Source organism: Bacillus sp. MYb56 (assembly GCF_002976445.1).
GTDB classification, from domain to species: domain Bacteria; phylum Bacillota; class Bacilli; order Bacillales; family Bacillaceae_G; genus Bacillus_A; species Bacillus_A mycoides.
On sequence record NZ_PCOH01000008.1, the window covers coordinates 1 to 14,306 of the forward strand.

Here is a 14,306-nt window from a genome sequence, read left to right on the forward strand (position 1 = left end):
GTTTATAGGTGAATCCCATTCCTAAAAAACCTAACTTAATCATACGAGGTGGTGAAATCAATGGCTAGAAAGAAAGCAGTGAAAGTATTACGTAAACAAAAGAAAAGAGAAAACATGCAACGCTTCACACAGAAACAGAATATCGGACGAGCTTGCCTTACTGCGAAAGAATTTCGTTTACTGCAACGCATGTCACATAGTTCAAAAGCGTTGCGAAATGTTGGATTGTACACGATTAAACAAAGTTATCTGAATAATAACAAGATGGCTACTGTAAAAGAAGTGGACACTGCCATGCAAGCCGATATGAACTACTCGGGCGTCCAATCAAACTCTGTTCAAGCGATTCGTAGAGCCTTATTTACAGAAGTAAAAAGCTTTTTTAAAGCATGGGAACAGTGGAAGAAAAAACCGGAAACATTCACAGGCCGTCCTAGGTTTCCGAATTATTCTGGTTCAACGGACAAACGAATCATTGAAATCTATCAAGTTCCAAAAGTGGATGATAACGGGTATTGGATGATTCCGATGAATGTGGCATTCAGAAAAAAATTCGGTTCCATTAAAATACGTATGCCTAAAAACGTAAGAAATAAAAAAATCTCCTACATTGAGATTGTACCGAAGCAAAAAGGTCGGTTCTTTGAGGTGCATTACACATATGAAATGCACGTTTCTCAAATGAAGAAGCAATCCACGACTACTAGTAACGCTTTGAGTTGCGATTTAGGTGTAGACAGATTAGTAAGTTGCGTAACAAATACAGGTGACACATTTTTAATTGATGGAAAAAAACTTAAATCCATTAACCAGTACTTCAACAAAATGATACGTAATCTGCAACTGAAAAATGTGGAAAATGGACTTTCAAAACGAGTTGTAACGAACAAAATGGCTGCACTTTGGCATAAACGAGAAAGACAAATAAATGGTTACATTTCACAAACTGTAGGTTTTTTGTTCAAAAAAGTGAAAGCATTCAGTATAGATACGGTTGTCGTAGGGTATAACACTGGTTGGAAACAAAAATCTGATATGGGAAAAAAGAATAACCAAAAATTTGTTCAAATCCCATTTCATAAACTGATTGCAGCAATTGAGAATAAATGTGTAAAAGAAGGCATCCGATTTTTGAAACAAGAAGAAAGCTATACTTCAAAAGCTAGTTTTCTTGACAAAGATAGGGTTCCAGTTTGGTCTAAGGAAGACAGGACGCATTATCGCTTTAGTGGCAAACGAATCACTCGTGGAATGTATCAAAGTAAATCAGGAAAATGTATTCACGCTGATATTAATGGTGCGTTGAATACATTGCAAAAATCAAAAGTTGTAGAATTGGATGACAATCTCAAAGTAAAAACGCCGATTCTATTAAAAGTGCAAAAACGTAAGGCTGTTGCTTTGTGCATAGCTTAGTGGGTGCGTCAACCATCCATGTGTACTCGACTTGTCGGGGCTTGTAGCACACGCCGGATTCATCTGAGTGGTGGCTTCTTCTATAAGGAAGAACTGCTCTTTTTCGAAAGGGTGGTGCAAGTGGGGAAACGATTGTTCGTTTCTAGTACCAACCAAAAACATACTTGGGGTGTTACTGTAAGGTGGCATGAATTCTAGAGCGTCAAACTGTCTAGCGATAGACGAAAAGACCTAGCGTTCTAACTCAAGCCCCCACTGAAACGCTTCATCTCAGTGGGGGTAGTTGACAAGAGTTTAGGGAAGAAATATAAGAAATGATCTGGTGAAAAAGGAAGTGGAAATATGAGTGATGAGAAAAAATATACAGTGGTAGGTACTGATGTCGAGGAAGTAAAGCGTTTAAACAAAAATTCAGGGTTAACGTATAACCAAGTGAAGGAATTGTTAGCGAAGCAAATGCAAAAAAGAAATAATTAAGCTTTTCATTTAGCATTTTTCTAGAGAGAGTTAAGTAATAGATAACTCTCTTTTTTCGATATGAAAAATCTACTAAGGAGCAACAATCTAAAAATAGAAGATCTCCTAAAATATAGAGTTGATAAAGTAGTTTTTAGAAAAGTATTAGATAAAAAAATCCGACAATAAAAAAGAAAAAAAGGATTCTTTCCAATTAGTAAGAAAGATTGTCTATAGAAGTTCATAAAATGTAATATATCCGATTTCCATCCATTGAAGGGAGAGGTTAATTCTTAATGAATGAAGTGAAAAATTTCTTTCGAAGCAGAGGGTTTCAACGGTTTCTCGTTTTAATAATATTAGTGCTTGTATTGTATGGATTAAAAAGTATGATTAATTTAATATTAATTACGTTTATTCTCACGTTTTTGATGGATCGATTTCAAAAGTTTATTTCAAAAAAATTGAAAGTAAATAGGAAAGTGGTTATTGCTGGTTTATATATTGTGTTAGTGACGTTTATTGTAACTACACTATATAAATATTTGCCTGTATTAACGATACAAATTTCACAATTAATTTATCAATTTAAATTGTTTTTTCAAAACCCACCTGATAACGAGATAATTAAATATGCACTTTCGACAATTAATGGAATGGAAGTATCGAAATATATCGAACAAGGTGTAGATGTCATTTATCAATCGATAGCAAACATAGGAAAAGTCAGTTTACAAATACTACTTTCTCTTATTTTAAGCTTATTTTTCCTATTAGAAAAAGAACGCATTATAGCATTTACTTCGAAATTTAAAGATAGTAAGCTGAAAATTTTTTATGAGGAGATTGCATATTTCGGTGAAAGGTTTGCAAGATCGTTCGGAAAAGTGATTGAAGCACAGTTTTTAATTGCGGTTGTAAATTGTGTACTCACTGTAATTGCACTTGTCATTTTAGGATTTCCACAGCTTCTTGTATTGGCTGTCATGGTCTTTCTACTCGGTTTGATTCCGGTTGCTGGTGTTATTATTTCCTTGTTTCCACTTTGTATCATTGCCTATAACGTCGGCGGGGTTGTGTATGTTGTTTACATACTAGTGTTCATTACAGTAATCCACGCTCTTGAAAGTTATTTATTAAATCCAAAATTTATGTCTGCAAAAACGAATTTACCTGTTTTTTATACATTTATGATTCTTATCTTTTCAGAGCATTTCCTCGGAATATGGGGGCTTATTATTGGGATTCCAATCTTTATCTTTTTATTAGATGTACTTGATGTAAATAATGATGAACCGATTAAAGATAATAAGTGATAGAAAATGACCGATGTTTTCTCTTGATGAAAACATCGGTCATTTATTATTTTTTCTTTGGAGGAGGTAGTTTAATGAAGGTATTTGCAATTAAAGCTATAATAGCTGCAGCAAAAATAAAGACTGCGATTACACTAACTCCCATACCTGCCCATCCTCCTACAAGGAAGATACTTATCGGTATTGCTAACAAGCTTAAAATAATTAGAATCAATCCGAGATTCTTATCATATTTTTTAGTTGGAAATAGCGTTCTGATGATTAAGAAGAGGAAAAGTATTAAGGATGCTACAGCTAGCAAGAGGATTGCAATCGTCAAAGAATCATTCATGAAATCACCCCTTTTTATAGATAATATTACCGTTTAAATTGAGGGGGAACTATAAAAATATAAAAAAGCAATCCAATATAAATCGGATTGCTTTTTTGATTGAAAAATATGATTAAAGAACAGGAGCCATTGTTTCTTTCAACACTTGAACAGAGTGATCGAATTTTAATTCTTCCTCTTCACTTAGTTCAACTTCTAAAATTTCACGAACACCGCCGCGGTTTAAAACAGCAGGTACGCCGATATAAACATCTTGTTGGCCGTATTGACCTTCAAGATATGCTGATACAGTTAATACGCTGTTTTCATTGCTTAAGATTGCTTTCGTAACACGTAAAAGTGACATGCCGATGCCGTAGTATGTAGCACCTTTTCGTTCAATAATGTGATAAGCTGCATCACGAACGTTTACGAAAATATCATCTAAATCTTTTTGGTTATATGTGTTGTCTTTTTCAAGAAGCGTTTGTAGTTTTTGAATACCAATTGATACGTGACTCCACACAGGAAGTTCTGTATCACCATGCTCTCCGATAATATAAGCGTGAATGTTATGAGGTCCAATATCGAAGTACTCACCTAACATATAGCGGAAACGAGCTGAGTCAAGAGTTGTACCAGAACCGATTACGCGTTCTTTCGGTAAACCAGATTCTTTCCAAGTTACGTAAGTTAAAATATCTACAGGGTTCGTTGCGATTAAGAAGATGCCATCAAAGCCGCTATCCATAATGCTACGAACAATTTGCTTGAAAATTTTAGCGTTTTTCTCAACTAAATCTAAGCGTGTTTCACCTGGCTTTTGTGGCAATCCAGCTGTAATTACAACAAGATCTGCGTCTTTACAATCTTCATAACTACCTTTCCAAACTTTTGTTGGAGCTGGTGCGAAAGGAACGGCATGGCTTAAGTCCATTGCTTCTCCTTCAGCTTTTGCTTCATTTACATCCACTAAAACAAATTCTTCAGCTACAGCTTGGTTAATCATGCAGTAAGCATAACTACACCCAACTGCTCCTGTTCCTACTAATACAACACGGTTAATACCTTTTTTCATTTCAAAATTCCTCGCAATTTCATTAATTTTATTATGTAAGATAATACGTCTTACTTCTATAGTTTCATATCTATTTTATTACATTTTATAAAAGATATTCAAGTAATTGAAAATGTATCCGCTCAATTACTTGAATGAAACATAGGAATCCTGTTAAACGAATATAATTCATTAAAATCCTTCATAAAAGGGGAATTGGCATGGGGAATCCATTATCGATGGAAGAAATGCTTCAAATTATTCATGAAGGGCTTGCCAAAACAAATAACCCCAAACGGATTACAATTGCCGGTGCAGGGATGTCTGGATTAGTTGCAGCATCTTTATTAAAAGAGGCTGGACACGAGGTAACGATTATAGAAGCGAATAACAGAATAGGTGGCAGGGTGTATACGATTCGTGAACCATTTAGCGCAGGGTTATATTTTAACGCAGGCCCTATGCGTATTCCGGATACTCATGATTTAACTTTAGCCTACATTCATAAATTTAAACTACCGTTAAACCTTTTTATTAATAAAACTTCTTCAGATATAATTTATACGAATAACAAAAGAACGAGATTGGATGTGTTTGAAAAGGATCCAAGTGTACTTGGATATCCAGTTTTAGATAAAGAAAGAGGGAAAACAGCAGAAGGGTTAATGTTAGAGGTATTGGAACCGATACTTAATTATATTAAGAAAACTCCTAATAAAAACTGGATTATTGTTGAAAAAAAGTATAAAACATATTCGCTCGGTTCATTTTTAACCGAGTATTATTCAGATGGGGCAATAGATATGATCGGAGTACTTCTTGATATGGAAGCATACATGGGAATGTCATTAATTGAAGTATTACGCGAAATGATCTTTTTCACTTCAACGACGAAATATTATGAGATAACGGGCGGAATGGATAAATTACCAAATTCATTTTTACCAGAGCTAAAGGATAATATTTTTATGTCGTATAAAGTAGAAAAAATTATACAGGAAGATAATAAAGTAATGATGCAAGTAACACATGAACAAACGTTAAATTCATTTATAGTAACTGGTGACATCGCTATTGTCACAATTCCATTTTCAGCTTTGCGATTTGTAGAAGTTCAGCCATATCATTTATTCTCTTATTATAAAAGGCGGGCAATTCGTGAATTAAATTATATTGCTTCAACTAAAATTGCGATAGAGTTTAAAAGTAGATTTTGGGAAAGAGCAGGACAATATGGTGGTAAGTCAATTACAGATTTACCTATCCGCTTTACATATTATCCGAGCTACGGCATTCATACACCAGGGGCGGCTATCGTTTTAGTGAGTTATACGTGGGCAGATGAGGCGTTAACGTGGGATAGTCTCTCGAATAGAGAACGTATTCGTTATGCGTTGAAAAATTTAGCGCAAATATATGGAAATGTGGTTTATAGTGAGTATGTTGCGGGAGAATCTTTTAGCTGGAGTCAAAATCCGTATTCTTGCGGAGCATTTACAGCTTTTGAACCAGGGCAAGAGCTTGAATTGTTTCCATATATTACGCCGCCAGCGGGTAGAGTGCACTTTGCAGGAGAACATACGACATTAACACATGGATGGATGCAAGGGGCAATCGAGTCTGGAATTAGAGTTGCTCATGAAGTGAATGGAAATGAAACGATAATCTAGCAGTTTTGTTTACAAATAGGTATTCTTTTAATAAAATGATAAATATAAATCGTAATAATTACGCTTTGAAGAAATTTGAAGTAGAGAAATGGATGGTCGGTCGAATGAGTAAAGTAGAAATTCATATATTAGGTGGTTTTTTAGGTAGCGGAAAATCAACATTGCTGCAAAATTTATTATTAGCAGAAAAGAAGAAAAATCGAAAAGTTGCAGTTTTGATGAATGAAATCGGTGAATACTCGGTAGATACAGATATTATTGGAAAAGAGAATGTGTTAAGGGAACTTCTGAAAGGATGTATTTGTTGTACGTTAAAAGAAGAGCTTGAAATTCAATTACATTCTTTATATCAACAAGAAAGACCAGATGTAATTTATATAGAAACAACAGGTGTCGCACATCCAATTGAAGTGTTAGATGCATGTGTATCACCAATTTTAGCTCCTTTCCTTGAAGTGAAATCAATTGTCGTCGTTTTAGATGCAGTAAGATGGTTAAACCGAAGTATATTAAGTGCAAATGTACAACAGCTATTACATGAGCAAATGAAATATGGAAGTCATATTCTTATTAATAAATCAGATTTATTAACAGATTCGGATAAGAACAAAGTACTTGAAGACGTGAAAGCAATAAATAATCATGCGAAATTGTTTGAAACAAAATATTGTAATATATCTTTAGAAGACATAGAAGAAGCTGAATTTACGAATGATGGGGAACATGAGACACTACATGTCAAACAGCATTTACATATACAAACGATGACGTATCAATTTACGAAATCGATTGATCAAGATAAATTATACGAATGGCTTTCGAATTTACCAGATAGTATTTATCGTGTAAAAGGATTTGTGAAATTCCATGGAGATAAATACCCTCACTTATTCCAATATTCATTTGGCGTACCAACTTTACTGGAACAAGACTTCGGTTTCCCGACAAACTTGGTAGTAATAGGGGAAGGATTAGATAAGAAGCAATTGGTTGAGGGGTTAGAGAAAGTAGAACTTAATTCTAATTAAGATTAAAGGACTAACTTCAAAATAAGTTAGTCCTTTTTTGTATGTAGAAAAACGCTTGCGGATTTTGTCTGATAAAAATAATTGAAAAATTCAGAAATATATTTATAATCAAATCTAAGAGGTGATTCAGGTGTCAGAAAAAATAATAATGGATGTAAAAAACCTAACAACAAAAGGGTTAGAAACGAGAGAGAAATTATTGTGTGCTGCAGAAGAGGTATTTGGTAATAAAGGATATTACGAAGCTTCTATCGTGAATATTACACAAGAAGCAACGGTAGCGCACGGAACTTTCTATAATTACTTTCCATCTAAAAAAGATATATTTGATGAATTGATTCGCAGATTGAACCGTGAGTTACGCTTAATTATTAAAGAAGAAATGAAGGGGATATCAAGTTATGAAGAGGCACAAAGAAGAGGTTTTCAGGCCTTTTTTCGATGGGTGAAAGATCGTCCTAATCTATATAACATTGTACAACAGGCGGTAGTTGTTGATGATAATTTATATAGATGGTATTATGCAAAGCTAGCAAATGGATTTTTAAAAAGTTTATCGGCTGGCATGGAAGCGGGAGAATTTAAACAACTTGATAAAGAAACAATTGCGTATTGTCTTATGTCAATTGGTCAATTTTTAGGAATGCGATGGGGCTATTGGGAAGAGAAAGATGTTCCGGAAGATGTATTTGAAGCAGCGATGTCATTAATATTTGAAGGATTGAGAAAGAGATAAGGGAGTGGGGAAAATATGCAAGGCATTGCTTATTGGATTGAAAAACGGGCCTATTTACATCCAGATCGCATTGCCATTATTACAGAAGAGGAGGAAATGACATATAAACAGTTACATGAGTATGTAAGTAAAGTAGCAGCATATTTAATTTACGACTTAAATGTGCAAAAAGGAGAGAGGATAGCTATTTTATCACAAAATAGCTTGGAATATATTGTACTTTTATTTGCTATAGCAAAGGTAGAATGTATTGCTGTTCCACTGAATATACGGTTAACAGAAAATGAACTTATATTTCAGTTAAAAGATAGTGGAGCTACAGTTTTATTTGTAGAGGAAACATTTCAAAATATGGCACTGTCAATGCAGAATGTAACATATGTACAAAGAGTTATTTCGATTAAAAGTTTAAAAGAAATAGAAGATAGAAAAATTGACAACTTTGAAGAGATAAATGAAAGCGCATCCTTTATTATATGTTATACCTCGGGGACAACAGGACAACCGAAAGGAGCTGTACTTACACAAGAGAATATGTTTTGGAATGCGCTTAATAATACATTTGCGATTGACCTAACTGTTCATGACCGCTCCATTGTGTTATTGCCTTTATTTCATATTGGTGGGATTGGTTTATTCGCATTTCCAACTTTATTTGCAGGTGGAATAATCATTGTTCCGAGAAAATTTGAGCCAACCATAGCTCTTTCTATGATAGAAAAATATAAAGTGACTGTTGTAATGGGAGTACCTACAATTCACCAAGCATTAATTAATTGCGCAAAGTTTGAAACTACAAATTTACAATCAGTTCGCTGGTTTTATAACGGTGGTGCACCATGTCCAGAAGAGTTGATGAGAGAATTTATAGATAGAGGATTTTTATTTGGTCAAGGCTTTGGTATGACTGAAACATCACCAACCGTATTTATGCTTTCAGAAGAAGAGGCAAGACGTAAAGTAGGCTCAATTGGAAAACCTGTTCTGTTTTGTGATTATGTACTTATTGATGAAAACAAAAATAAAGTTGAGATTGGTGAAGTTGGAGAGTTACTAATAAGAGGACCAAATGTAATGAAAGGGTATTGGAATCGTCCAGATGCAACAGAAGAAACGATTCAAGATGGTTGGTTATATACGGGAGATTTAGCTAAAGTTGATGAAGAGGGTTTTGTATACATTGTCGGTAGAAAAAAAGAAATGATAATTTCCGGTGGTGAAAATATTTATCCCCTTGAAGTAGAGCAAGTTATTAATAAACTATCAGAAGTATGTGAGGTAGCAGTAATTGGTACACAACATGTAAAGTGGGGAGAGATTCCAATCGCCTTTATTGTGAAAAAGAGTTGCAGTGTATTAACTGAAAAGGAAGTCATTGATCATTGTCGTTTATTTCTAGCCAAATATAAAGTTCCAAAAGAAATTGTGTTTCTAGAGGAATTGCCTAAAAATGCAACTGGTAAAATTCAAAAAGCACAGTTAGCAAATCAACTGAAAAGTAGGTGAAGGGATGATTATGTATAGTTCCGGTCAACAGGCATCATGTAGTAAAACAATAACAGAAACGGATTTTGTATTATTTGCGGGTTTGAGCGGGGATTTTAATCCAATTCATATTGATCATGAGTATGCAAAACAAACTAGATTTAATCAAAGAATCGCACATGGTTTATTAACTTCTAGTTTATTATCACAATTGTTAGGCGTTCATTTACCAGGAAAGGGTTCCGTTTATATGGAACAAACTATTAAATTTACAGCGCCAGTTTTTATAGGAGATACGATTACAGCTACGGCAACAGTACAAGAATTTATGATAGAAAAGAGAGTTTTGAAATTGTTAACTGAGTGTCATAACCAAAAAGGAGATTTAGTGTTAACGGGTGTAGCGACTATGATGGTGCCAAAAAAAGGAGGAATTGTCTAATGAGAATTGGGATTGAAGCAACTGGTGTTTTCTTCCCAAAAGACGTAGAGACGGCCGCAGATTTATCTAAAAAAACAGGTATTCCTGAGAATATTATTATAGAAAAGTTTGGGTTATATGAAAAACATGTCGCAGGCGAAACGATGCATGCATCAGATTTAGCTATTGCTGCTGCAAAGCCAATATTATTACAAGTAGATCCTCAATCTATTGATGTAGTCATTTATTTTGGCAGTCCACATAAAGATTACCACGTATGGTCTAGTGCCCCAAAAATTCAGCATGAACTTGGATTGAAAAATGCTTATGCTTTTGAAATTATGAATGTTAGTTCTTGCTTTCCAATCGCTCTCAAAGTCGCAAAGGATATGCTCTACTCTGATAAATCAATTGAAAATATATTATTAGTAGGTGGATGTAAAGAATCTCAAATTGTAGATTATGATAATCCACGCTCACGTTTTATGTTTAATTTTGCTGATGGCGGAAGTGCAGCTTTAGTAAAAAAGGGAGCTAGCAACGGTGAAATATTAGGCAGTGCGATTATAACGGATGGTTCATTTCATGACGATGTTCGTATTCCAGCTGGTGGATCGAAGCAGGTTGCGAGCTATGATACAGTTGAGAATCGACAACATTATATTGATGTAATAGATCCTATTAGTATGAAAGAACGTTTAGATCCAATTTCAACCCCTAATTTTGATAAGGTTATTCGGGAGGCGTTAAGAAAAAGTGGATTTACTCCTAAAGATATTAAAGTATTGTTACCACTGCATACAAAACGCTCTATGCTAATAGAATTGTTACAGGGACTGGGCTTAGTAGAAGAGCAAGTTGTATATTTAGATCATTATGGGCATATGTCAGCACTTGACCCATGTATAGGTCTTCATTTTGCAAATGAGCAAGGGAAATTACAGCCTGGAGATATTGCAGTAGTGGTTAGTGCAGGTACTGGGTATACTTGGGCAGCTACTGTGATTAGATGGTAGTAAGCATGGATTTTATCAAAAAAATTATATGTTGTTTTTTCATTGTTATTGTGAGTCTAGGGATGTTTGCTTCTGTAGGAAGTGCCTCTGCTGTAAAATATGTGAAATCATGGGGGAGTGAGCTAGATACTTCTAAGTTACTAAGGACACCAGTGGCGATGGCAAGGGATGCAAAAGGATTTTTGTATGTTGTTGATATGGGGAATAATAGGATTTTGAAAATAGATAAGAATGGAGAAGTTGTTGATGCTATAGGAACTTTAGGTGAAGGTCCGGGACAGTTTAATATGCCATTTGGTATTGCTGTTGATAAAGAAGGTAACATTTTAGTTGCGGATACAGCGAATTATCGTATTCAAAAATTTAATGAGGAGTTTCAATTTATTAAAAGTTGGGGCACAAAAGGTAAAGGAAGTGAGCAGTTCTCGTTTCCTAGGGAAATTGCAGTAGATAGCGATAACAATTACTATATTACGGATGAATACAATCATCGTATTCAAAAATATAGCCCGGATGGGCAGTATATTCAAACAATAGGGAGTTATGGAAAGGCGAATGGAGAAGTGGCTTTACCACAAGGAATTGCGATAAATAAACAAGACGAGGTCTATATTGCAGACACATTTAACAATCGTATTCAAGTGTTTGATAAAAAAGGGGAGTTTCAGCGAGTAATCGGAACAGGAATTGCAGGTTTAGGCCCATATCAATTCTACCATCCAAGAGGAATAAATTTTGACTCAACATCTGGATCGCTATATGTAGCAGATACATATAACAATCGGATAATGAAATTTACAAATAAAGATCAATTTTTATATACAGTAGGTAACTTTTTTCAGTTTGTTTATCCTAATCAAGTTTTTCCGGATGGTAAAGGGAATATCTATATAACAGATACGGGAAATAATCGTGTACTTTTATATAATGAGGTAGGCCTAACAGCGGTAATGAAGAAAACCATAGGTAATGAAAGGAATGGAAATACACAATATGCAGGACCTTATGATGTCGAAAGAGACACGAATGGAAATGTTTTTGTATCTGATTCTTTTAATCATCGAATTTTGAAATATGATATATCTGGGAAGATTGTTGCTAAGTGGGGAAGTTTATTTGGTACTGGTGGGCCACTTGGGTTCGGAAGTCTTCCAGGACAGTTTTTTGTTCCAAGACAGATTGCAACGGATCGTTACAATAATGTGTATGTATCTGATTCTGTAAATCATCGTATCCAAAAATTCACCAATTCAGGGATAGCGCTTGCTTCATATGGTTCATTTGGAGTATTACCAGGTTTTTTTCAATTTCCATCTGGAATAGCTATTGATAGTAAAGGAAACATATTTATAGCTGATTCAGAAAATCATCGTATTCAAAAATTTAATCCATTCTTTGTATATATGAAAGAATGGGGGAGAAAAGGAAGTAGAGAGGGAGAGTTTTTTCAACCTATGCAATTAGCAATTGATTCAAAAGATAATGTTTATGTTGTTGATCGGATTAATAATAGGGTTCAAAAATTTGATAATGAGGGTAATTTTCTTACAAAATGGGGTACAAATCATGGAGCTGGAAACTTAGATCCACTAGAAAATTGGAGAGAGGGTCCAGGAGATCTTTTTTTGCCAATAGGAATTGAAATCGATATAAATAATACGGTATATGTCACAGATACTTCTAATAATCGTGTGAATATTTACAATGAAAATGGGAATTTTTTAGAGTCTTTTGGAAGTTTTAATGGTATGTCAGGGCAGTTTTTCTCACCACAAGGAATAGATGTGGATAGTCAAGGGAATATCATTATTACAGATGGTTTACTCCAAAGAATTCAATTTTTTAAGAAAGCTAATTAATATTGGAGACTCAAAATGCTTGTTAGAAAGGATAGAAGTTTAATAGTTTGGGAATGCGGTATAGGTAGGAATAAAATATTTATATGAAATTGTAAAGGTGTTTAATGGAAATCGGAGAAGATACATGTATACTAACAATCTCGTTTATATTATTCAAAGGAAAAGTCATAATTACGGATGGGTAACTTTGGCGTGTTTGACTCTATCAGAAAGTAAAGTATGGGGAGGATCACAATGTCGATGAAAAAACGTAAATGGCTAAAAATGGTGGCTGCTGGTTGTGTTTTAGGTTCGTTATTAATAACGGCAGCTTGTTCAGGAAAGAAAACAAGTACAGAGGATGAAAAGACGATTAAGGTAGGGGTTCTTGCTTCATTAACAGGTCCATTAGAATCATATGGAAAACAAACAGTGAACGGATTTGAATTAGGGTTAGACTATGCAACTGGTGGAACTGGGAAAGTGGAAGGGAAGAAGATTAAGTTTGTTGTAGAAGATACGGAAACGAAAGCTGATGTAGCGGTTAAAAAAGCTACGAAGTTATTAGAAGAAGAGAAAGTCGATTTTTTAGTCGGATCGTCTAGTTCAAGTGATACATTAGCGGTTTTACCACTTGCAGAGGAATATGAAAAAATAATGGTTGTAGAACCAGCAGTAGCTGATAGTATTACCGGGAAGAACTGGAATAAATATATTTTTAGAACAGGTAGAAATTCATCTCAAGATGCAGTCGCTGGTGCTGCGGCAATTGCTAAAAAAGATGTAAAAATAGCAACGTTAGCACAAGATAATGCTTACGGCCGTGAGGGAATTGCGGCATTTAAAGCTGGAGCGAAGAAATTAGGTGCGAATATTGTAAACGAGCAATATGCTGATACAAATTCGACTGACTTCACTGCAAATATTCAAAATATTATTAGCTCAAAACCAGATTATTTATTTATCGTTTGGGCAGGTGCGAATTCACCTTGGAAACAGTTAAAAGATATGAATGTGGAAGCGCAGGGTATTAAAATTTCTACCGGTGCACCAGATATACCGGCATTAAAAACGATGGATGCGTTAGTAGGAATGCAAGGTTTTTCTGTTTATTATCACACACTTCCGAAAAATAAGGTGAATGATTGGTTAGTTGAAGAACATAAAAAACGATTTAATGGTGCGGTGCCAGATTTATTTACAGCAGGAGGAATGTCAGCGGCAATTTCAATTGTAGAAGCTTTAAAGAAAACAAAAGGTGATGCAGATGTAGATACATTGATTAAGAAAATGGAAGGAATGGAATTTGATACACCGAAAGGAAAGATGAAATTTAGAGAGAAGGATCATCAAGCGATGCAGACACTTTATTCTATCACATTGAAAAAGCAAGATGGTGTTGATTATCCGGTGCCAGTATTAGAGCGAGAATTAACGATGAAAGAGACAGAACCCCAAGTTCAAAATAAATAGATTGAATTTTCTGTTGTTTTTGTATAAAGAGGGAGTACACCCTCTTTATACGTATTTCTTTCATACTTAAAGCTTTAAAGGGAG

The 14,306-nt window shown here is 34.7% G+C and carries 13 protein-coding genes; 11 read left to right on the forward strand and 2 right to left on the reverse strand.

Annotation, left to right across the window (positions count from 1 at the left end; genetic code table 11):
- Positions 1-60 precede the first annotated feature (60 nt).
- The 3 genes from CQ058_RS11915 (at position 61) to CQ058_RS11930 (ending at position 3,188) form a co-directional block, all read left to right on the forward strand.
- Complete coding sequence (locus CQ058_RS11915; RefSeq protein WP_002193096.1) at positions 61-1,416, forward strand: RNA-guided endonuclease TnpB family protein; 1,356 nt, start codon at positions 61-63, stop codon at positions 1,414-1,416.
- A 342-nt stretch (positions 1,417-1,758) separates the two neighbouring features.
- Entirely contained in the window at positions 1,759-1,893 is a 135-nt protein-coding gene (locus CQ058_RS32285; RefSeq protein ID WP_002086208.1) for a hypothetical protein, read from the forward strand.
- A 275-nt stretch (positions 1,894-2,168) separates the two neighbouring features.
- Positions 2,169-3,188, forward strand: a complete 1,020-nt coding sequence (locus tag CQ058_RS11930; RefSeq protein WP_002031308.1) for an AI-2E family transporter — start codon at positions 2,169-2,171, stop codon at positions 3,186-3,188.
- Between the two features lie 46 nt (positions 3,189-3,234).
- Here the strand turns inward: CQ058_RS11930 and CQ058_RS11935 are convergent, their stop codons facing one another.
- A complete protein-coding gene (locus CQ058_RS11935; protein WP_002189262.1) occupies positions 3,235-3,519 on the reverse strand; it encodes a YesK family protein in 285 nt (94 codons plus the stop codon).
- Between the two features lie 112 nt (positions 3,520-3,631).
- Positions 3,632-4,576 (reverse strand): L-lactate dehydrogenase, encoded by a 945-nt coding sequence (locus tag CQ058_RS11940; RefSeq protein ID WP_002012312.1) that lies wholly within the window; start codon positions 4,574-4,576, stop codon positions 3,632-3,634.
- A 200-nt stretch (positions 4,577-4,776) separates the two neighbouring features.
- Between CQ058_RS11940 and CQ058_RS11945 the strand changes: the two genes are divergently transcribed.
- The 8 genes from CQ058_RS11945 to CQ058_RS11980 all read left to right on the forward strand — a co-directional run bounded on the left by CQ058_RS11945 (position 4,777) and on the right by CQ058_RS11980 (position 14,222).
- Complete coding sequence (locus CQ058_RS11945) at positions 4,777-6,225, forward strand: flavin monoamine oxidase family protein (RefSeq protein ID WP_002189263.1); 1,449 nt, start codon at positions 4,777-4,779, stop codon at positions 6,223-6,225.
- A 104-nt stretch (positions 6,226-6,329) separates the two neighbouring features.
- The gene (locus tag CQ058_RS11950) at positions 6,330-7,253 is read left to right on the forward strand and encodes a CobW family GTP-binding protein (protein WP_181150763.1); all 924 of its coding nucleotides are present in this window, start codon (positions 6,330-6,332) and stop codon (positions 7,251-7,253) included.
- Positions 7,254-7,383: 130 nt separating this feature from the next.
- Complete coding sequence (locus tag CQ058_RS11955) at positions 7,384-7,989, forward strand: TetR/AcrR family transcriptional regulator (RefSeq protein ID WP_001290796.1); 606 nt, start codon at positions 7,384-7,386, stop codon at positions 7,987-7,989.
- A 15-nt stretch (positions 7,990-8,004) separates the two neighbouring features.
- Positions 8,005-9,495 (forward strand): o-succinylbenzoate--CoA ligase, encoded by a 1,491-nt coding sequence (locus tag CQ058_RS11960; protein WP_002189266.1) that lies wholly within the window; start codon positions 8,005-8,007, stop codon positions 9,493-9,495.
- Positions 9,496-9,499: 4 nt separating this feature from the next.
- Positions 9,500-9,916: a MaoC family dehydratase gene (locus CQ058_RS11965; protein ID WP_000606188.1), complete on the forward strand. Its 417-nt coding sequence runs from the start codon at positions 9,500-9,502 to the stop codon at positions 9,914-9,916.
- Positions 9,916-10,911 (forward strand): 3-oxoacyl-ACP synthase, encoded by a 996-nt coding sequence (locus tag CQ058_RS11970; RefSeq protein WP_002189269.1) that lies wholly within the window; start codon positions 9,916-9,918, stop codon positions 10,909-10,911. The genes CQ058_RS11965 and CQ058_RS11970 overlap by 1 nt, the downstream gene beginning before the upstream one ends.
- Positions 10,912-10,973: 62 nt before the next feature.
- Complete coding sequence (locus tag CQ058_RS11975) at positions 10,974-12,770, forward strand: 6-bladed beta-propeller (RefSeq protein ID WP_105589743.1); 1,797 nt, start codon at positions 10,974-10,976, stop codon at positions 12,768-12,770.
- 234 nt (positions 12,771-13,004) lie between these two features.
- Positions 13,005-14,222 (forward strand): substrate-binding domain-containing protein, encoded by a 1,218-nt coding sequence (locus tag CQ058_RS11980; protein WP_002189273.1) that lies wholly within the window; start codon positions 13,005-13,007, stop codon positions 14,220-14,222.
- Positions 14,223-14,306 lie beyond the last annotated feature (84 nt).